Here is a 19,682-nt window from a genome sequence, read left to right on the forward strand (position 1 = left end):
GTAGCTGTGGTCACGGCCGTCCGCATCGTGGAACACCAGGCCCTTGCCGTGCAGGTCAAAGCGGGTGGTGAACTCGGTGATCCAGCGCGCACCCAGGGCGCCTTGGTCGTATGCGCTCAGGCGCGAGCAGTAGGTGCGTGTCCAGTCGATCGGGAACGGGCCGGGCAAGCTGAAGTCGGTGTGGCCGAGGGACTCAGTGCCCAGAGCAAAGTTGATGCTGTTACACGTGCCAACACACGGCCCATTTTTTTCCGGGTTGGCCGTCTTTTTGGCGGGCACCTCATTTTTCCGGACTTCCAGCTCACCTTGTCTGTGTATGTAGCGAGCTTTGTTAGTCGTACCGTTTTTGATGTTACTGCTCAGTGCGTGCGGGTTGCGCAAACCCCATAACTGAACAGCTTTATTGAGCACGACCACAAGCGATCCGATGGATCCCTTAAGGGCTGGATCGTTGAGTTTTCTGAGCTGGACGCGCAGCTCGGGCGCCATCGTTATCAAGTGCTCAGTCTGTTCGTACACCCGCTTTTTGGCCTGAGCGGGCATCAGAAGCTTGGCCGCCGAGTTGGCCATGCTGGTGCCCGCAGCGACCTGAACATCCCGCAAGGCGCTGTAGACATTCGTGAAGATGTGAAACGGGTTGCGCTTAAGCTGCTCAGTGTTGATGGACGTGATGTGTTGCTGCGCACTGGCAAGACGCCCCTTCACGTCCATGTCACCGTCTACCAGCGCCCTCATGCCTTTGGCAAGGTCCAGCACAAGCTCTTCGCCCAATGCACCCGCCTGCTCCAGCAAACCCGGTAGCTGGCTTTGGGCAATAGTCAAAAAGTGTTCAAGCTGGCCAACAATCGTTGCACTCAGGTGCCCAACCATGACTTCAATCAATGCATCGCCGAGCACTATCTTGCCGGTATGGGCAAGCTCACCACGGACCAAAGACAAGATTGAACGCAAGCTCACTCGCGCAGCGGTAGTGCCTGGAAAAGGGGCAATACATACCAGGTTTATGCCCAGACTGACCCAGTCGAGCGGGTCGCTGCCATCGTTTTTAATCAGACTCACAATGTCGCCAATGGCATCAGCAAGCGCCATGACATTGCCAACAACCGGAATCAAGCCTGCAACGTTTTGCAGTCGATCAAGGGTAACCGCCCCGCCGCTGACGTCTTGCAGCCAAGTATCAATCGCGCAAACGTCGCGCCCGACATCTTCGATCTGGATTTCATTTAGCGGAACAATGGCAACTTGGGGCTCACGGGTATGAGCAACGGCATTTCCAGTGGTCATGAAAGCCTCTCGTCCGCCAGCAGGCTGACCAGCCCCAGATCAAAAACGAATGGCCTGTTCAAGGCTGCGCGGCCCTTGAAGGCCAGTACGTGAACGTCCACCCCCGCAAGGGTTAGCGTGAAATGGGGCTGATGCGCCGGTGAAAACATCCCTGATTCCTCATGCAGTGCTGCTGATGTCGTCATCTACAAACAGGCGACGAGCACATAAAATTCTGGGGTCAATACTGCGTACCGACTTTCAAGGGTCGGTACGCAGAAACACTCAGCCAGCCTTAGCCAGCGATCGGCGTGCGCCAGTCATCGGAACCGGAAGTGCCCGACACTTCGTGAGTCCAGGTGATTTTGCGGTAGGTGAACTCCACGTCTTCCAGGTGCGTGAAGTGCGAATTCGACGGGTCCTGGCAGTTGTGCATGTAGTCTTTGATGTCGACGATGATTGCGTCTTCAAGTTTGGTGGTGAAGTAATGCTCTTGCGTACCGGCAGCCGAGGTGCGGAACCACTGGATTTCGATCTCCGTCAGGCGCTCGCCTGAAGTCAGTGCTGCCAACAGCAATGGCGACGATTTGTCGAAAACCTTGGTGATTTTTACCGGTTTGTGAACGCGCTGACCGGTCGGTTGGCCTGATTGCGGGTCACGAGGAATAATCACTTCGTGACTAAAACCCTGAACCATGACTTGGTCTTCATGACCTTCCTGGTAGGTATTACCTACCGAATCCGCGGTGAATGCACCGGCAGTAATCAGGCCCTGTTTGGTGCCGGTGATGGACATGTACGCTGGCGTCGCCATTGATGCTCTCCTTGCTGAAAAATAAGGACTTGAAAGGCCTAAATGCCGGTCAAGTGCTGAATGGAGTAACCAAAGTTCATGCCAACTTTTATCAAGCCATTTAAAAACAAGGAGTTACATCAAGTAAGGAATTTAGCTGGTTATTTTTTAAACAAAAACCCCTGAAAAGTGCGCAAGAAGTTGCGCAGTACTGTGCAACTTCTTGCGCACTCGTCTACAGATCACGGTTTATATGTCATATGGCAATGTATCCACACGGTTATCCACATTTGAGTGCGCAACTTCTTGCGCAGTTGGTGTTTTTCTTGAAGTTGGATTTGAGGCTATTTCGAACGTCAGTCAGGGCGCAAAATTGCCCTCTTTTAACAGGTTTTTACCCTCGCAAATTCTTACTACCCCGTTGCTAACTTAAGGCGCAAAAACGCGAGCAAAAATCAAGCAAATAGCACTGGACCTCAGCCTTCGCGCAATCATGGAACAACAACTTCAGATCAGCTGAGGTGAGGTGAGGCGAGGTAAATGCGTACGAACCTATTGCGAATGGCGAGCGTTCGGTCTTTCCGACATCTGCGTTTTGGCGGGCATGGCTGTACGAACAGCTAAGTTTCCCGCAGCAATACATCCAGGCGCTGATGGACCACGCGTACTTGAAGATGAACAAACACTATCAGGATGGACACGCTGAGAAAGGTAGCGAGTACCTTGAGGTGGGGGTTTAGCAAATCGCAGACAACCATAAAAAAACCCATCCGAAGATGGGTTTTTCAGTGCGTCGCGGATTACTTCATCAACGAGGGCGTTGGGCCTTCAGCCACACCCAGGTCGTCTTCCGGACGGGTTTCTTCCAGCGGACGACCGCCGGAAGCCAGTTCAACTTGCAGTTTGTCTTCGTCCAGCTCTTTGACCCACTTGGCAACCACCAGGGTCGCCACAGCGTTACCTACGAGGTTGGTCAAGGCCCGGGCTTCGGACATGAAGCGGTCAATACCCAGAATCAGCGCCAGACCGGCAACCGGCAGGTGGCCTACCGCCGACAAGGTCGCGGCCAGTACGATAAAACCACTACCGGTCACGCCCGCAGCGCCCTTGGACGACAGCAGCAGCACCAACAACAGGGTGATCTGGTGCGTGATGTCCATGTGCGTGTCGGTGGCTTGCGCGATGAACACGGCAGCCATGGTCAGGTAGATCGAGGTACCGTCGAGGTTAAACGAGTAACCGGTCGGGATCACCAGGCCAACCACTGACTTCTTGGCGCCCAGACGCTCCATTTTCACCAGCATGCGTGGCAGCGCGGACTCGGACGAAGACGTGCCCAGTACGATCAGCAGCTCTTCACGGATGTAGCGAATCAGCTTGATCACGCTGAAACCGTGAGCGCGCGCGATACCGCCCAGCACCACCAGCACGAACAGCACGCAGGTGATGTAGAAACAGATCATCAACTGGCCCAACTGCACCAGCGAACCCACGCCATAGGCGCCGATGGTGAAGGCCATGGCACCCAGTGCACCCAACGGGGCCAGCTTCATGATCATGTTGATGATGTTGAACATCACGTGGGCGAAACGGTCGATGAAGTCCAGCACCGGCTTGCCGTAGGCGCCCAGGCGATGCAGGGCGAATCCGAACAGCACCGAGAACATCAGCACTTGCAGGATGTCACCGTTGGCGAAGGCGCCGACGATGGTGGAAGGGATCACGTTGAGGATGAAGCCGACGATGCTTTGGTCTGCGCCTGCGGTCACATAAGCCGCGACTTTCGAGGCGTCCAGCGTAGACGCGTCGATGTGCATGCCAGCGCCCGGCTGCACCACGTTGACCACGACCAGGCCGATCAACAGGGCAATGGTCGATACGATTTCGAAGTAGAGCAGCGCATAACCGCCGGTCTTGCCGACCGACTTCATGCTCTGCATACCGGCGATACCGCTCACCACCGTACAGAAAATGATCGGCGCAATGACCATCTTGATCAGTTTGATAAAGCCGTCACCCAAAGGTTTGAGTGCTACACCGGTTTCCGGGTAGTAGTGGCCCAACAAGATACCGATAGCGATCGCTAAGATCACTTGCACATACAGGGATTTGTACAGTGGCTGACGAGTCGTCATTGCAAAGTTCCTCAAGTGCATCACTCGGCCATCATTCCATCTGAGACCGGCAACGCCTAAAGCGCGAACCCTCCTGTACTTGGAGGGATTTGTTGTGTCGAGCTGCTCTATCGGCAGACCTCTCGCACTTATTGCAAGCCACGGGCCAACGTTGTCAAAACACGCTCAAAGCCCGATAGCACATAGCCTTGTAGGAAATTAAAGTCAGTTTTTTGTAGGACAACTTTGGCGGGTTTCCGCCCATTTGCCGGGAACGATGGGAAGAGATGGCGGATTTCCGCCTGCTTCACGTGACTGGAAAACGTATACGGAATGCCGCGCCGCCCAAAGGCGAATCATCGAGGGTCAGCTGCGCGTCGTAGCTTTCGATGATGTCCTTGACCACCGCCAGGCCAATCCCCTGCCCCGGATGCTGGCGATCCAGGCGTTCGCCGCGTTGCAGGATGCGCGCCCGTTGATCGGCAGGCACGCCAGGGCCGTCGTCTTCCACGCACACGTCAATCCCGGCCGCCGTGCGGTGCAGGCTGATGCGTACTTGGCTCAAACACAGGCGGTAGGCGTTTTCGAGCAGGTTGCCGAGCAATTCCAGCAATGCGTTTTGCTCGATCGGTACATGGCTGAGGGGGGCAATGTCGAAACTGACTTTGACCCGTTTGTCGCGGTAGACCTTGTCCAGGGTGTTGCACAGGCTTTCAACCACCGGAATCAGTTCCACCTGATGGCGTACCAGGCCACTTTTGCGCAGGCTGGCACGCTGCAACTGGTAGCTGATTTGCTGGTTCATGCGTTCGATCTGGGTTTGTAGCACCCACGCCTGCTCGCGGTCTTGCGGGCGCTGGGCCATGCTTTCACTGACGCCCTGCAACACCGCCAGCGGGGTTTTCAGGCTGTGCGCCAGATCATCCAGCGAGTCGCGGTAGCGGGTGCGCTGTTCACGCTCACTTTGCAGCAAGCGGTTCAAGGAGCCGGTCAAGCGCAGCAACTCACGGGGGTGCTGCTCGCTGAGGCTGTCACGCTCGCCAGCTTCGATCTGGTCCAGTTCCTGACTTAAACGTCGCAAGGCACGCAACCCCCACGTCAATCCAATCCATAGCAGCGCCAGCAACACGACTAACGCCGCGCCAAATCCCAGGTAAAGATTTTCACGCAACCCGGCGAGGGTGATGTTGTATTCGCGCATGGGCTGCAACGCCACGAAGCTGAAGGCCGCGCTTTTGCCGCCGAGCAGCTTGACCTCCACGTCATAGACGAAGAATTCTTCGCCGCTGTCCTCACGAATACTTGCGAACTCGTTACCGCGCCCGTCGTAGCGCGGCTTGTAGTTGATGGATTCTTCTTGAGTGGCCCGCGAGCGCCACACCAGGCGGCCCTCTCTGTCATAGATGTAGCCGAGCAGGCGACTGTCCGGCAGGTTGAATTGTTCATCCGGCAGCAAGGCCGGCATTTTTAGGTGATTTTTTTCGACCCGTGCCGCCGAAATCAAGGTGTTTACATCCGATGCCAAACGCTGCTCGATGGCGCCCTTGAGCGCCAGACTGAATGCACCTTGCATGGCCGGTAACAGCGCCAGCATGAACAGCACGGCCAGCAAGGTGGCCGCGAGCATCAGTCGAACGCGCAGCGAACGAATCATCGGCAGCGCTCAGTAAACAGATACCCCATGCCGCGCACCGTATCGATTGGCTTAAAGCCGTTTGCCCCCTCCAACTTGCGTCGCAAGCGCCCGACCAGCACCTCGATCACATTCGGATCACGCTCCTCGTCATCCGGGTACAGCTGCTCCATCAGTCGGTCCTTGGCCACCACCTGCTGGTGATGGCGCATCAGGTATTCCAGAATCCGGTATTCATAGGCCGTGAGCGCCAGTGGTTCGCCCTCCAGCACCGCCTGCTTGCGATTGATGTCGAGCACCAGTTCGCCCGCCACGATGGTGGACTGGGTAAAACCGCTGGAACGGCGCAACAAGGCATTCAAGCGTGCTTCCAGCTCTTCGAACTGGAACGGCTTGACCACATAGTCGTCAGCGCCTGCGGCCAGCCCTTCGACCTTGTCTTGCCAATTGCCGCGGGCCGTCAGAATCAGGATCGGGAACGTCTTGCCACGCTGGCGCAACTCGCGAATCAGCTCAAGCCCGCCGAGCCCCGGCAGCCCCAGGTCAATCATCGCCAGGTCGTAGTTGAACTGCCCGGCCTGGTACAGCGCTTCCTCGGCGTTGGCCACTGCCTCGACCACATGCCCCCCTTCCCTGAGGCGGGTTTGCAAGTGATGACGCAACAGCGCCTCATCTTCAACCACCAGCAATTTCATCGCGCTCTCCCAAGCCTGATCGCGCCTCCAAAGGCGTTAAACACGTGGCCACTCTATCGTTGCGGCCCTGAACACACTCTGAACAATAGCCCAACCGTTTCAAGCGACTACCCAGCACGGCGCGGACCCGGCAAAATGCGCGGCATGACTCGACTCCCCGCCCTGCCCGCCTGCTGCACCCCGTTGCGTGCCGACTGGCCCTTGCCTCACGCGCTGCCCGGCAGTGCATGGTGCAGTACCGATTTCACGCCTGCTCAACTGTCGATTGACGACTTTGGGTGCAGTGCAATCGAAATGCCCGCCAGTATTCAACGCTCTGTTGCCAAACGCCAAACCGAATTTCTCGCCGGACGCCTGTGTGCGCGTGCGGCCGTGCTGCAGCTGGATGGCACCCTCGCTACGCCCGGCATCGGTGAAGACCGCGCCCCGGTGTGGCCCGACCACATCGCGGGGACCATCACCCACAGCAACGGCCGGGCCGCCGCGCTGGTGGCACTCAAAAGTGAATGGCAAGGGTTAGGCATCGACCTTGAGAACCTGCTCAGTGACGAGCGCGCCCGGCGTCTGGCCAAAGAAATCCTGACCCCGGATGAGCTGCAGCGCATGGCCGCAGGCTGCGCCGAGGATCTCGCGCTCCTCGTCACGTTGACGTTTTCACTCAAGGAAAGCCTGTTCAAGGCGCTGTTTCCGCTGGTGCAAAAACGCTTTTACTTTGAGCATGCCGAGCTCCTCAGTTGGAGCAAAGACGGCCATGCACGCCTGCGCCTGCTCACTGAACTGTCGGCGCAGTGGCACCACGGGAAAGAAATCGAAGGGCAATTTGCAGTGTGGGAAGGTCAGTTGTTGAGTGCAATTGCCATCAAGGCCTGATCGGCGGCTCTGCCACACCACCGTCCTGACAGGACGGCGCCAGGGCGGTGGTGATCATCACGTGCGCGGTAACGGTCAGAAGGTCGTGCTTTCCAGTTCGCGGTTGGCTGCCGCTTGCTCAAAGCGCGTCAACTCATCAAACAATGCTTCTCGGGCCTGTTTGTGCTCAGCCGCCGCCGCCTCCCCCAGCCTGATGTATTCCTGTTCGCCCAGGCGTTCGCTTTGGCTGGACAAGGCATCGCATTTTTTATCGTACTCGTCGCGAATGGCAGTAAAGCGCTGCGCATATTGCCGCTTGAGAAACCTGCGCCAAAATTTTTCACGGGTGATGGAATATTGCAGCGCAGGCGTGGCCTCCAGGCTCAAGATGTAGTGCTTGGCATCGTCCAGTTTGGACGGCGTGACCCCGGCAATTTGTTCATGGTGCATGCCACGGGTTTGTGTCGGCAGATCGAGCTCTTCGGCCAGGTGAACACGATAAAACAGCTGGATTTCTGCATCATCCGGGTGGCCACCTGCCTGGTAGCGTTCCCTGATGTCCTGGTTCGCAAGCTGGTCCACCTGACGCATCCGGAACATGCCTTTGGCCAGTTTTAACAAGTTCGCGGCAATGGTTTGCTCATTGCTGGTGCGCTCGACCTTGTGGACCCGGGTCAACACTTCGAGGTTGCCGAAGATGACCATGACGCCGTCGGCACAGGTCACTTCCATGTTTATTTCGTTAAAAACGTCCCGGCGCAGTGCCGTGGATTCGAGCATCAGGTCGATCATCTCCCATACCCGGTCTTGAATCTGCTGCCGGGTAGATGACGTCATATAGTCCTTGGACCCGGTCATGTCGCGGATCAGGCGGAAAAAGTCCTCCGCCACCCGGCCTTCGCGTTGAAGCAAGTTCCATTGCCGCGTTCGGCGGGTTCGTTCGCTGCGTGGCAGGTCACGCGATAACCAGGCTGCCACGTCCTGCACCGGGTCATCGCGCACCTCGACCGGCCTGCGACGCAGGAGCACGCCAAAATTCAAGCCTGAACGCCTCTGATACTCAGCCATGCGCTCACGGGTTTCGCCGTTTAACGGATTGCCGTGCAAGTGAGTATTGCGGTTGACCGGGCTGGCGTCCGGCACATCGAACACCGCTTGCGGGATGACGGTGATCATATTGAAGTCCAGGCGCACCGTTTCAATGTTTGTCAGGCCGAGCAACCCCGTTGGCCACACCATCATTTGATTGCCGCGCAGGTGCAATTGGCGCAGTTCTCTCATGTGCGTGACGTCGGGCACCGGCGCGAACCCCGGCAGCGGTAAAGCGCTTTGTCCGATGAGGTTGAAATTAAGATTCAACACCCTGAGCGAGGTCAGTGCGCTGAGTTTTTGCACACTCTCAGGCGTCAATTCGATGCGATTTCCACTCAGGTTAAGTTTCGTCAGCCCGGTCAGGTCCAATGCAGCGGCGGGAAGGGTTCGCAAGAGGTTGTTGGCCATCGAAAGCCAACGCAGCCCGGTAAAACGACTCAAAAACTCATTCGAGCCATTGAACAGCCGCATGCCGTCCATGGACAACGCCCCGATGTGACTGAAATCTCCGCTCAGCGCAGGCAAGTCACCGACGGGAAGGTTGGAAAGGTCCAGGCTGTAGCCCAGGAACTGGCCATCGTCTGAATACGCCCTGTCGGTTTCTTTGCGCCATGCACTTAAAATCCGCTGCATGATGTCGCGGCGTTCGGGGTTGGGCACAGCATGGTCGGCACCTTGGGCGACCACTGACTGGGCTGCCCAGGCCTCCAGCTGCTCACGGGTGGTCTGATACTCAACCCGCAAGCGCTCAAGTTCCCGGTGCCGAGCGGCCTCGTTTTCGCCCAATCCATTCAGAAATCCATTGATCTCTTCGCCACTTAGCCTGGGATAAAGAAGGACGGTCTTGCGGATCAAATCGTTGGAATGCGCCCCTTGCCCGGAAGGCGGGTACACGGGATAAGCCATAAACGAGGCATCGACCTTGATCGCGGGTTCCATCCACGGCTTGTCAGTGTCCAGCCCCAACAAGGTTTTGACACTTGCGCGGTGGGCAAAAGCCCGTTCGCTGATTTTTGCCGCCAGCGTCCGGTTGTCGTGAACCCCCTCAAGCCCGAGCGCACTGCGTTCCTCGTCGCTCAGCACATGCAGGATGGAAGACAACAGGTTATTGCCCGTTTCAGGCACGCTGTTTAAAGGCTGGCCCTCGGGCGAATATGCCCGGTAGCCGTGTTCCTCTTTAACCAGCAAGCGATAACGACCGGGCTCGGCCGTACCGATACTGTCCAGCCTCTCTCCGTCGACTGTCTGGCTGCGCACTTCGATTGCCACGTTCGCAGGCCAGCCAGGCAAAGCTTGCAGCATATGCAACGTGAGCTTTTCACTGTCCGGAGTGGCCGTGGCCTCCAGGTACAGGCCTTCATAGGCGCGGGTCAGGCGCACCTCACGTGCGGACGCGAGCATATGTTCCGAGAGTCGCGGGGCGATATCGCCTTTGTCCAGGTATTCGGTCTTCTCATGGCCGGTGGCGTGGCTGAGCAGGTGTTTGATAACACTGAGGGGCAGTTGATCGGCGCCTTTGTGCAACACGTGCACATGTGGGTCAGCGCTTTTCTCCTCTTTTTCGTAGAGCGACTTGAACAGTTCCGGCATACGCGCCTGGGCATGGGCGCCAATTTTTTTGGCCAGGGCCAGCATGCGCTGCTCAATGATCGGGTCGTACTCGCCGAGCAACTGTTGAGTCTGCGACCGGTCCAGTCGCATCAGCAACGCTCGCAGCAAGCTGCCATTACTGGCCTCTTCACGCGAAAGCCTGACCCGGGGAAGCTCGCTGCTCAGATCAGCCCCGTACTCGGCCAGGGTATTGCCCTGCGCATCCACCACTTGCAGGACTTTATCGCGAGGCCAGCCCGGCAGGCTTTGCAGCAATAACAGCTGAATGTCAGCACGGGCCGTGCGCAGGGAATAGTGCTCTTGCATGGAATTGACGAAGCGCTGAATCTCGGCCTCGATTTCAAAGCGTTTCCAGGTGTCCATCAACAACGGCGGAGCTACCCGATTATTCATGTGCACCTGACGCAATACCCCTTCGTCCGTATGACTGACCTGCAGGATCTGTTTGCCCACCGCGTCTTCAAACGACACAGGGGCGGCGCGCAAGCGGCGCAAAAGCGTCAGCCCCTGCCATTGCAAGGGATTTTCCGTGCTGGCCCGCCATGCCCCGTCATAGTTGTGCTCCAGAACCGGGGCATCGACCCCGACCTTGGAGGGGTGTTTCATTCGCCACTTAGGCCGCACCGGGTCGCGTTCGACGTGAAACACCGAGCCGTAAAGCGGCAGGTACTTTTTACCGTTCAGGTCGTACAGCCCCAAGCTGTCAGCCTTCAGGTCGCGGGGCAGCCGCACGTCCTGCACAAATTGACTGGCCGAGTTGTCCCACAGGCGGACTTCACCCGCCGGTTGTCGCATGGCAGACATCGCATCCCCCAGGGTCTTGCGCAGCCCCTCGGCATCTGTCGCATGGCTCATACCCAGAATCGTGCGCTCATGGGGCTGTAAAACCGACGCCAGCGCCAGGTAAAAGCTGTCACGGGTAGCAGGCACCGGGATGACACCGCCGTTACGAAAGTCATACGCCTCGTAGACACCGTTTCCGTAATGACGCAATTCCACCGCCGTATCGTCTGGCCCCAGAGGGATAAACGGTTTGATGTTCTGCGGGTCGCCATACTCGGTAATCGCCAGATGGCGGTCCAGTTTGTCGTTGAGCAAGCCTCTGGCAAATTCACGGGTCCATTGATCTATATCGGGGTTAAAGGCGCGGGCGTGATAAATCCCGTCGAGCGCCTGATCGATGCGCAGCTGTACTTTGAGGCGATCGGCTGCCTCGGAAAACGGAATGGGCTGAAGATTGCTCTGCAGCGCTTGAGCGGCCTGACTGGCAGTGAACGGGTGCTGCGTCAGCAATTGTTCAATGCACTCAACGGACAGCGCGGGATTGAGGCCATGTAATTTGGCCACCAGCGCCGAAGCCCTCGTCGTAAAGGGTGGGCACACGCGCGGCAGGAACTGATTGGCCGGGTTGCGGCTGGCCACCGGGTCTGAACGCTGATGGCCTTCAAGCACGGTTAACGCCTGAAATAACAAGGCGTGTTCCGTTTTGGCCAATTGGGCGATCTGTTCACGGATAGTGGCAATGCGGCTGATTTTGCCGGCTGCGGGGTTGTGCTCGCGGCCCAGCACGGAATCATCTGGCAACTGATCCACTATCAATGTGAACAGGTGCTCGGCACTGGCCGCCCCTTGCGTCACATCATCGCGGGCAACGTAACGGCCCGTGTCCAGCCGTTTGATTTCAATGGTGTGCACGTCCTGGCCGGGGCGCACGTCCGGCCCGTAAGACGTCATGTTTTCACCGTGCTGATCAAACACATTGAGCACGGTATCCGCGGGCCAGTGTGGCAGCCGGGTGAGCAGGGCGAACACGGCGGGTTCGGCATGGGCGGGCATTTCTGCGCGCAAGGGCAGCACCTCGATAATGTGGTTGATCTGCTGTTCAACCCGTAACCGGCGCACCCCGTCCGCCAAAGGCCCCGGCATGGGGTGCCCCTGCCAGACGGCTTCCAGTTGCAAACGCGTGGTGGCGGTAATGCGCAGCATCAGCTCGATTTCCGGGAGCGGGACGCGCGTCGCGTCAAAGGGCAGCATGCGTTGCACCATTTGCGCGTCACTGAGGGTATCGACATCGTCCAATACCAGCCGCCACATCTGCTTGGCCGGATCGAACTTCACCGCTGGCCGGTACGCGTGGGCATCCGCGGTATTGAGCACGTAATGCTTGCCAACCGGGTCGTAGACGATTTCGGCAGCGCGGTGCAGGTCGCCCTCGTAGACCTTGACGTACAGCCTGTCGTTGATCTCGTAAATCCCTTCAATTGTGGGCGTCAGGCTATCCAGCGTACTGGCTTGCACCTGCGTATAGGGCTCCAGACCGGGGCGCCACAGTTCAGTTTTGCCGTCAGCAAACGTGACTTTTCGCGGTTCCCCTAACTGTTGCCACAACGTATTCATGCGCTGGCGATGAAGGTTACCGCCCAGTCCGATCAGCCATCCGCTAAGTAACAGATCAGCCGTGTCGGCCAAAGCACTGGCGAATTCGCTGGACTCTCCTTGGCTCGCGTCGATCACACCTTTGACGACGCTGTAGCCAAGCGAGCCAAACACCACCCCTTGCATCACCCGATTCAGCCCTGTCACCCCGCCTGGCACCGGGGTCGTCAGCAAGCTCAATACTTCTTGGCCTATAGCCAGCATGGCCTCCTTCAGCGCCTGCCAATCGGCCTCGGAGCGAGTGGTAGCCAGCAGGTTGAGGTTGGTGGTGTAACGGTTGACCTGATACCGGCTCAACACCTCGACCAGCTTCTGGCGGGGATACGCCACCGGCTCAACGTCAAAGACCAGGGAGTCCAGCGTGGGCTCCGGGAACGCTAAATGGAAACCGTCATATAACGCCCCGGCTAACCAGCTCAAGTCCGCAGGACGAGGTTCATCACTCAACAGCTTCTGAAAGCTGCCCAAGGCAGGCAACGGCAGTTGACCGGCGAACCACCCGAGGTTCTTTGCCTTATGGCTTTGTTTGAGTTGCTGCCGAAAATGCGCTTTGAAATCGGTCCCTGACGGATGGTAGAGCAGCGCCCCGCCCGGCCGGTTCGGGAAATAGCTGTACACGCCGGTTTCGCCTTCGAAATGCAACACCAGCAGGGGCATGGTCATGCGATGTTCAAACAGCCCTCGTGCCGAGCGCGCCATGGAAACCGGGTGAATTTCACACGCTATTTCATCATTGAACACGTTGAGCAACCGGTGGTAAGCCACGCGTGTGACCCCACTGACCGCCATATTTCGATAGGCCTCGAGCACCTCAAACTCAAAACGGGCCCTGACACTTTGAACCAACAACGTATTCAATACGCCTTCAGGCCCCGCAGCGTCTAAAAGGCTGTGGGCTAACGCCGAGCCCATGTCGAGGTTACGCACAATGGCGATAAAGCCCCTGACATCCATGGCCTTGCGGGCGGGTCCATAACGGATAAAGCTGGCCTCGACGAAGCTGAACGGCTTGAGAAAGATCGAGTCGGTAGTGAAACCGAAATTGGCACAAGCGGCTTCCCACAACGTCATTGAACGCACGTGTTCAACGAACTTGGACTCGTCCAGGGCACGGCGCCACCTGCGCGGGTTCTCCTGCTGTTTCGGCGCGGGTTCAAGCCACTCACTCAGCAGGTCCAGGGGGGTGCGGCCTTCTTTGGTTTCCAGGTAGCGGGTGTAGATTCTGGCCTGTTCCGGGTCGACATCATCACCGGTCAGGGTTTTCAGTGCGTCTTTCAACCGGGCCATCTGAGCGGATTTGAACGCCTCCCTGAAGCGGGCATTTTCGGTTTCGGCTGCCTTGATCGATGCTTGGGCCTCACGCTGCAAGGCGATGTAGTGTTTGATCTGCGCCTTGTCGAACCCGGCGAAGTGGGTCTGCATGTTAGCCGCCATAAAGGCCAGCGCTTGCTGCTGCGCCCATTGCTTGCCCGACAGCAATGTGGGTGCGCGCTCAGGCACTTTCGATAAAAAACGCATGTCTGGTATTTCCGTGAATGAAAAGCGCACCCTAAACAGGATCAAAGCGTGGCATGCGGTAGTTATTTAATGCCGCGCAGGCGCTGACGAATGCAACCACGCGTGGGTATTACCCCGGCCGGACATAGACCTGCGTCATGCTTTGTGCGCCTTTGCACAAACGCCATTACTGACCCGACAGCCCCGCATGCTATGGTTTGCGCCCCATAATCGAGCGTATTGCCACTATGCCCGTGACGTCCCGTTATCTGCGTTTGGCGCTGTATACCGTATTGATTCTGGCCGGGGCGGTGGTTGCCGGCGGCTGGGCCATGCAGCAGGCCAGGCAACATGCATTGGAAGAAAGCGCCCGGCGCGGGCCCGAGCAACTGAGCTTGTATGCCAATTCGCTGCACACCCTGATCGAACGTTACCGCGCCCTGCCCGCCGTGCTGGCGCAAGACCCGGAGCTGATTGCTGCGCTGGCAGGGCACGTCACCCCAGACGTGCAAGACCTGCTCAATCGCAAGCTGGAACGCATCAACGGTGCCGCGCAATCGTCCACGCTGGAACTGCTCGACAGCACCGGGCTGGCGGTGGCTGCCAGCAACTGGAACACATCCAACAGTTACGTGGGCCATAACTACGGATTCCGCCCCTATTTCAGCCAGACCCGCAGTCAGGGTACCGGCCGGTTTTATGCCGTGGGCGTGACCAGCGGAATCCCGGGCTACTTTTTGTCCAGCGCCGTCACGGATGCCGACGGACGCTTTCTGGGCGCCATTGTGGTCAAACTTGAGTTTCCCGAACTGGAGCGCGAATGGAGCCAGGGCAACGACACCCTGCTGGTCAGCGATGCACGCGGCATCGTGTTTATCGCCAATCAACCCGGCTGGCGTTATCGCCACCTGCGCACGCTCAATGACAGTGACCGTGACAGCATCACCGTGACCCGACAGTACGATAAACAGCCCCTGACCCTGATGCCGACCCGCACCCTGCGCAGCTTTGAAGACAACAGCTTCTTGACCCGCGTGGAAGGTCCCGACGGCCCGGCTGATTATCTGTGGGGGACATTGCCTCTGAAAGCCGAAGGCTGGACCCTGCATTTGTTACGCAAACCACCCACCGCCACTGACGACGAACGCAATGCAGCACTGGCGGCCGTCGGCTTATGGCTGACGCTGGTGTTTCTGGGGTTGTTCCTGTTCCAGCGCTGGCGCATTGGCCGTTTGCGCCAACGCAATCGTGAAGAACTTGAGCAACTGGTCGAAGCCCGCACGCGGGACTTGCGCACCGCCCAAGATGGCCTGGTGCAGTCGGCCAAACTCGCGGCGCTGGGGCAAATGTCGGCGGCGCTGGCCCATGAGATCAATCAACCGCTTACTGCCCAGCGCATGCAGTTGGCGACCTTGCGTCTTTTGCTCGACCATGGCCGCATCGAAGACGCGTATAAAGCCCTTACGCCTCTGGAGCACATGCTGACACGCATGGCTGCGCTCACCGGGCACCTTAAAACCTACGCCCGACAAAGCCCCAGCGGCCTGCGCGAGCGCCTGGATCTGGCCAGCGTGGTGGATCAGGCTTTGCAGTTGGTGGAGCCGCGTCTGAAAGACGAAGGGGTTGAGCTGCAGACCCGGCTGAGTCGTCCGGCCTGGGTGCGCGGCGATGCAATTCGTCTGGAGCAGGTCATGATCAACCTGCTGCGCAATGCGCTGGACGCCATGCGCGACAAACCGCGCAAGCACCTGGAGATCCGTATCGAAGCCGATCAGCAGTTATGGCATTTAACCGTCAGCGACAGCGGTGGCGGGATCGACGACGAACATCTGGGTAAAATTTTCGACCCTTTTTTCACCACTAAACCCGTGGGCGACGGTTTGGGGTTGGGGCTGGCAGTGTCATACGCAATCGTTCACGAACTCGGCGGTCGACTGACAGCGTGTAACCACGCCGATGGCGCACTGTTCACACTGACGTTGCCCATCGCACAGGACACTTGAGACATGCTTGATTCGGTCATCGTGGTCGATGATGAGGCCAGTATTCGAACCGCAGTTGAGCAATGGCTGAGCCTCAGCGGCTTTGACGTGCAACTCTACAGTTGTGCCGAAGATTGCCTGCATCACTTGCCCGCGCAGTTTGCCGGGGTAATTGTGAGCGACGTGCGCATGCCCGGCATGGGAGGGCTGGCCCTGCTCAAACGCTTGCAACAACTGGATGCCGACTTGCCGGTGATCCTGCTGACCGGGCATGGCGATGTGCCCATGGCGGTCGAGGCCATGCGTGAAGGCGCGTATGACTTCCTCGAAAAACCATTTAGCCCCGAAGCCCTGCTCAGCAGCTTGCGCCGCGCGCTGGAGAAACGTCGTCTGGTACTGGAAAACCGCCGCCTGCATGAACAGGTCGATGTGCGCGAACAGCTCGACCGCCGTTTGCTGGGCGTGTCCCGCAGCCTGCAGACCTTGCGCAGGCAGGTGATGGAGTTGGCCCCGTTGCCGGTCAACGTCCTGATCCGCGGCGAAACCGGCAGCGGTAAAGAGCTAGTGGCCCGCTGCCTGCACGATTGCGGGCCGCGTGCCGCCCAGCCCTTTGTGGCACTCAACTGTGCAGCCATCCCCGAGCAACTGTTCGAAGCCGAACTGTTTGGCCACGAAAGCGGCGCTTTTACCGGCGCCCAGGGCAAACGCATCGGCAAGCTGGAATACGCCGACGGCGGCACGTTGTTCCTCGATGAAATCGAAAGCATGCCACTGGCCCAACAAGCGAAACTGCTGCGGGTGTTGCAAGAGCAAAAACTTGAACGCCTGGGCTCCAACCAAAGCATTGAGGTGGATTTACGGATCATCGCTGCCACCAAACCCGACCTGCTCGAAGAAGCTCGGGCCGGACGCTTTCGCGAAGATTTGGCTTACCGCCTGACCGTGGCCGAGTTGCGGCTGCCGCCCTTGCGCGAACGCCGCGAAGACATTCCCTTGTTGTATGCGTTTTTCTCCCACAGTGCAGGCGAGCGCCTGGGCCGCAGCGTGCAACCCCTCAGTGGCGCGCAGTTAACCCGCTTGCTCAGCCACGACTGGCCGGGGAACGTGCGCGAGCTGGCCAACGTAGCGGAACGGCGGGTATTGGGGCTGGGCGAACCGCAATGGGATGCCCCCGATATCGGCCACTCGTTAGTGGCCCAACAGGAAGCCTTTGAAGCGCAATGCCTGCGCGCCGCGCTGAGTCGACACAAAGGCGATATCAAAGCGGTGATGGCCGAGTTGCAACTGCCGCGCCGCACCCTAAACGAAAAAATGCAGCGTCATGGGCTGGTGCGCGAAGCATTCTTAAACACCGACTAACCCGCTGCACATGCTTCGAACAGCGCGGCGCCAAGGCGTCCACCGATAGGCAGATTTCCGCTTATCGCGTTTGGGTTTTGAGCGAGATTCCGCTCACCCGCTTGGGTTTCGCCCTTGTAAACCGGGTCTTTACATCTTGGCACAACTCCTGCTACGTCCCGGTAAGCACGCGTTTTGACGCGCTATAACAAAACCAAAAAAAGAAGGATCCAGTTAATGGATAACTCCAGCACCTTGCCTGCCGGGTCGGTTCCTGCGACCCCGAAAGAAAAGACCACTTCCAGCCGTATCAAATCCATTTTCAGCGGTTCCGTCGGCAACATGGTCGAGTGGTACGACTGGTACGTGTACGCCGCCTTTTCGCTGTACTTCGCCAAGGCGTTTTTCCCGAAAGGTGACACCACCGCTCAATTGCTCAACACCGCCGCGATTTTTGCCGTGGGCTTCCTGATGCGCCCGATCGGCGGCTGGCTGATGGGCCTGTACGCGGACCGCAAAGGCCGTAAAGCCGCGTTGATGGCCTCGGTGCTGCTGATGTGTTTCGGCTCGCTGATCATCGCCCTGTCCCCGGGTTATGAAACCATTGGCGTCGGCGCGCCGATCCTGCTGGTGTTCGCCCGCTTGCTGCAAGGGTTGTCGGTGGGTGGTGAATACGGCACCTCGGCCACTTACCTCAGCGAGATGGCCACCAAGGAACGTCGCGGCTTCTTCTCCAGCTTCCAGTACGTGACCCTGATCTCGGGCCAGCTCATCGCGCTGGGCGTTTTGATCGTGCTGCAACAAACCCTGACTGAAGAGCAACTGTACAGCTGGGGCTGGCGCATCCCGTTCGTGATCGGCGCTCTGTGTGCGGTGGTTGCGTTGTTCTTGCGTCGCGGCATGGAAGAGACCGAGTCGTTCAACAAGGTCAAGGTCAAGCCCAAAGAAAGCGCCATGCGCACCTTACTGCGTCACCCAAAAGAGCTGATGACCGTGGTTGGCCTGACCATGGGCGGCACACTGGCGTTCTACACCTACACCACGTACATGCAGAAATACCTGGTGAACACGGTGGGCATGAGCATCTCCGACTCCACCACTATTTCAGCCGCTACGCTGTTCCTGTTCATGTGCCTGCAACCACTGGTAGGCGGGCTCTCGGATAAAGTCGGGCGCCGTCCGATCCTGATCGCATTCGGTGTATTGGGCACCCTGTTTACTGTGCCGATCCTGACCACGCTGCACACCATCACCACCTGGTGGGGCGCGTTCTTCCTGATCATGGCCGCGCTGATCATCGTCAGTGGCTACACCTCGATCAACGCCGTGGTGAAAGCGGAACTGTTCCCGACTGAAATTCGCGCATTAGGCGTCGGCCTGCCGTACGCACTGACCGTGTCGATCTTCGGCGGCACCGCTGAATACATCGCGCTGTGGTTCAAAAGCGCGGGCATGGAGACCGGCTATTACTGGTACGTCACCGCCTGTATCGCTTGCTCGCTGTTCGTTTACGCCACCATGAAAGACACGCGTAAACACTCGCGGATCGAGACCGACTAAAAGCTGTTCCCCCTTGCAGGCGCACGTGCGCGCCTGCAAGGGGAGTTCAGGTCAAGACAACTCGGCCACCGCAGGCCGGGTTTGTCGGTTTTTCGCGTAGGCAGCACCGGCAATCATTGCCACCAAAATCCCCGCCAACACCAACGATGATCCGACTGTACCGAAATCGAGACCGCCCTTTTCATGGGGTTTGGTCAGGAAGTCGCCCAACGTCGCGCCGAACGGCCGCGTCAACACGAACGCCACCCAAAACAGCACCACCGAAGAGATACGGGTGAAGTAGCGTGCCAGTACCACCAGCCCGATGGTTGCACCGATAAACAGCGCTCCGCCCGCAAATCCCAGCCCGGAATCGTCTGCCAAGTAATCGCCCAATGCAGTGCCCAACGTGTTGGAGAGCAAAATCGCCATCCAGTAGAACAACTCACCCCGTGGCGTCTGCACGTTGTTGACGTTGAGGGACTCACCACTCCATTTCCACAACGCAAAAATCGCCACCAGGATCGACACCAGGATCAATGACCCCGAGGCGTAGCCCAGGCCCAATGTGCGGTCCATGAAGTCGGACAGGGTGGTGCCTGCCGTGCTGGTGGACAGAATCACCAGCCAATACAGCACAGGGTTGTAGGTTTTGGAGAACAACTGAGTCAGCAAGGTCAGGACAAACACACTGAGCAACAGCATTGAACTGACGGCATACCCCACATTCAAGGTCATCGACAGCAAGTCACCGGCGGTTTCGCCCAACGTGGTGGCGCAGATTTTCATCACCCAGAACGCGAGGGTGATCTGTGGAAGTTTATTCATTCGGGTCAACGC

The 19,682-nt window shown here is 58.3% G+C and carries 12 protein-coding genes; 4 read left to right on the top strand and 8 right to left on the bottom strand.

Annotation, left to right across the window (positions count from 1 at the left end):
• The 6 genes from HBN68_RS05405 to HBN68_RS05430 all read right to left on the bottom strand — a co-directional run.
• Positions 1 to 1,284: DUF6531 domain-containing protein (locus HBN68_RS05405; protein WP_222932967.1), on the bottom strand; the 1,284-nt coding region annotated here is incomplete at its 3' end.
• Positions 1,281 to 1,433 carry a hypothetical protein gene (locus tag HBN68_RS05410; RefSeq protein WP_169963335.1) on the bottom strand — a complete coding sequence of 51 codons (153 nt, stop codon included), beginning with the start codon at positions 1,431 to 1,433 and terminating at the stop codon, positions 1,281 to 1,283. The genes HBN68_RS05410 and HBN68_RS05405, both read right to left, overlap by 4 nt.
• A 125-nt stretch (positions 1,434 to 1,558) precedes the next feature.
• The gene (locus HBN68_RS05415; protein WP_169892590.1) at positions 1,559 to 2,077 is read right to left on the bottom strand and encodes an Hcp family type VI secretion system effector; all 519 of its coding nucleotides are present in this window, start codon (positions 2,075 to 2,077) and stop codon (positions 1,559 to 1,561) included.
• A 779-nt stretch (positions 2,078 to 2,856) separates the two neighbouring features.
• On the bottom strand, positions 2,857 to 4,191 hold the full coding sequence (locus tag HBN68_RS05420; protein WP_094994821.1) for a dicarboxylate/amino acid:cation symporter: 1,335 nt from the start codon (positions 4,189 to 4,191) through the stop codon (positions 2,857 to 2,859).
• Positions 4,192 to 4,477: 286 nt separating this feature from the next.
• Positions 4,478 to 5,824 (bottom strand): ATP-binding protein, encoded by a 1,347-nt coding sequence (locus tag HBN68_RS05425; RefSeq protein ID WP_094994822.1) that lies wholly within the window; start codon positions 5,822 to 5,824, stop codon positions 4,478 to 4,480.
• A complete protein-coding gene (locus HBN68_RS05430) occupies positions 5,821 to 6,498 on the bottom strand; it encodes a response regulator (RefSeq protein ID WP_094994823.1) in 678 nt (225 codons plus the stop codon). Before HBN68_RS05430 ends, HBN68_RS05425 begins: the two co-directional genes overlap by 4 nt.
• A 144-nt stretch (positions 6,499 to 6,642) precedes the next feature.
• Here HBN68_RS05430 and HBN68_RS05435 point away from each other — a divergent pair, with 144 nt between their 5' ends.
• Complete coding sequence (locus tag HBN68_RS05435) at positions 6,643 to 7,368, top strand: 4'-phosphopantetheinyl transferase superfamily protein (protein ID WP_094994853.1); 726 nt, start codon at positions 6,643 to 6,645, stop codon at positions 7,366 to 7,368.
• Between the two features lie 75 nt (positions 7,369 to 7,443).
• On the opposite strand, the gene HBN68_RS05440 is transcribed toward HBN68_RS05435, so the two are convergent.
• Positions 7,444 to 14,004 (bottom strand): NEL-type E3 ubiquitin ligase domain-containing protein, encoded by a 6,561-nt coding sequence (locus HBN68_RS05440; protein ID WP_169963333.1) that lies wholly within the window; start codon positions 14,002 to 14,004, stop codon positions 7,444 to 7,446.
• Positions 14,005 to 14,231: 227 nt separating this feature from the next.
• On the opposite strand from HBN68_RS05440, the gene HBN68_RS05445 reads away from it, so the two are divergent.
• From HBN68_RS05445 to HBN68_RS05455, 3 genes are all read left to right on the top strand, one after another.
• Positions 14,232 to 15,986, top strand: a complete 1,755-nt coding sequence (locus tag HBN68_RS05445) for an ATP-binding protein (RefSeq protein WP_094994825.1) — start codon at positions 14,232 to 14,234, stop codon at positions 15,984 to 15,986.
• A gap of 3 nt (positions 15,987 to 15,989) precedes the next feature.
• A complete protein-coding gene (locus tag HBN68_RS05450; protein WP_169963331.1) occupies positions 15,990 to 17,324 on the top strand; it encodes a sigma-54 dependent transcriptional regulator in 1,335 nt (444 codons plus the stop codon).
• Between the two features lie 216 nt (positions 17,325 to 17,540).
• Positions 17,541 to 18,863, top strand: a complete 1,323-nt coding sequence (locus HBN68_RS05455; RefSeq protein WP_047274233.1) for an MFS transporter — start codon at positions 17,541 to 17,543, stop codon at positions 18,861 to 18,863.
• A gap of 51 nt (positions 18,864 to 18,914) precedes the next feature.
• Here HBN68_RS05455 and HBN68_RS05460 read toward each other — a convergent pair whose 3' ends face one another.
• Positions 18,915 to 19,670 (bottom strand): hypothetical protein, encoded by a 756-nt coding sequence (locus HBN68_RS05460; RefSeq protein WP_094994827.1) that lies wholly within the window; start codon positions 19,668 to 19,670, stop codon positions 18,915 to 18,917.
• Between the last annotated feature and the right edge of the window lie 12 nt (positions 19,671 to 19,682).

The organism is Pseudomonas sp. WS 5078, from assembly GCF_012985745.1.
Lineage (GTDB): Bacteria > Pseudomonadota > Gammaproteobacteria > Pseudomonadales > Pseudomonadaceae > Aquipseudomonas > Aquipseudomonas lundensis_A.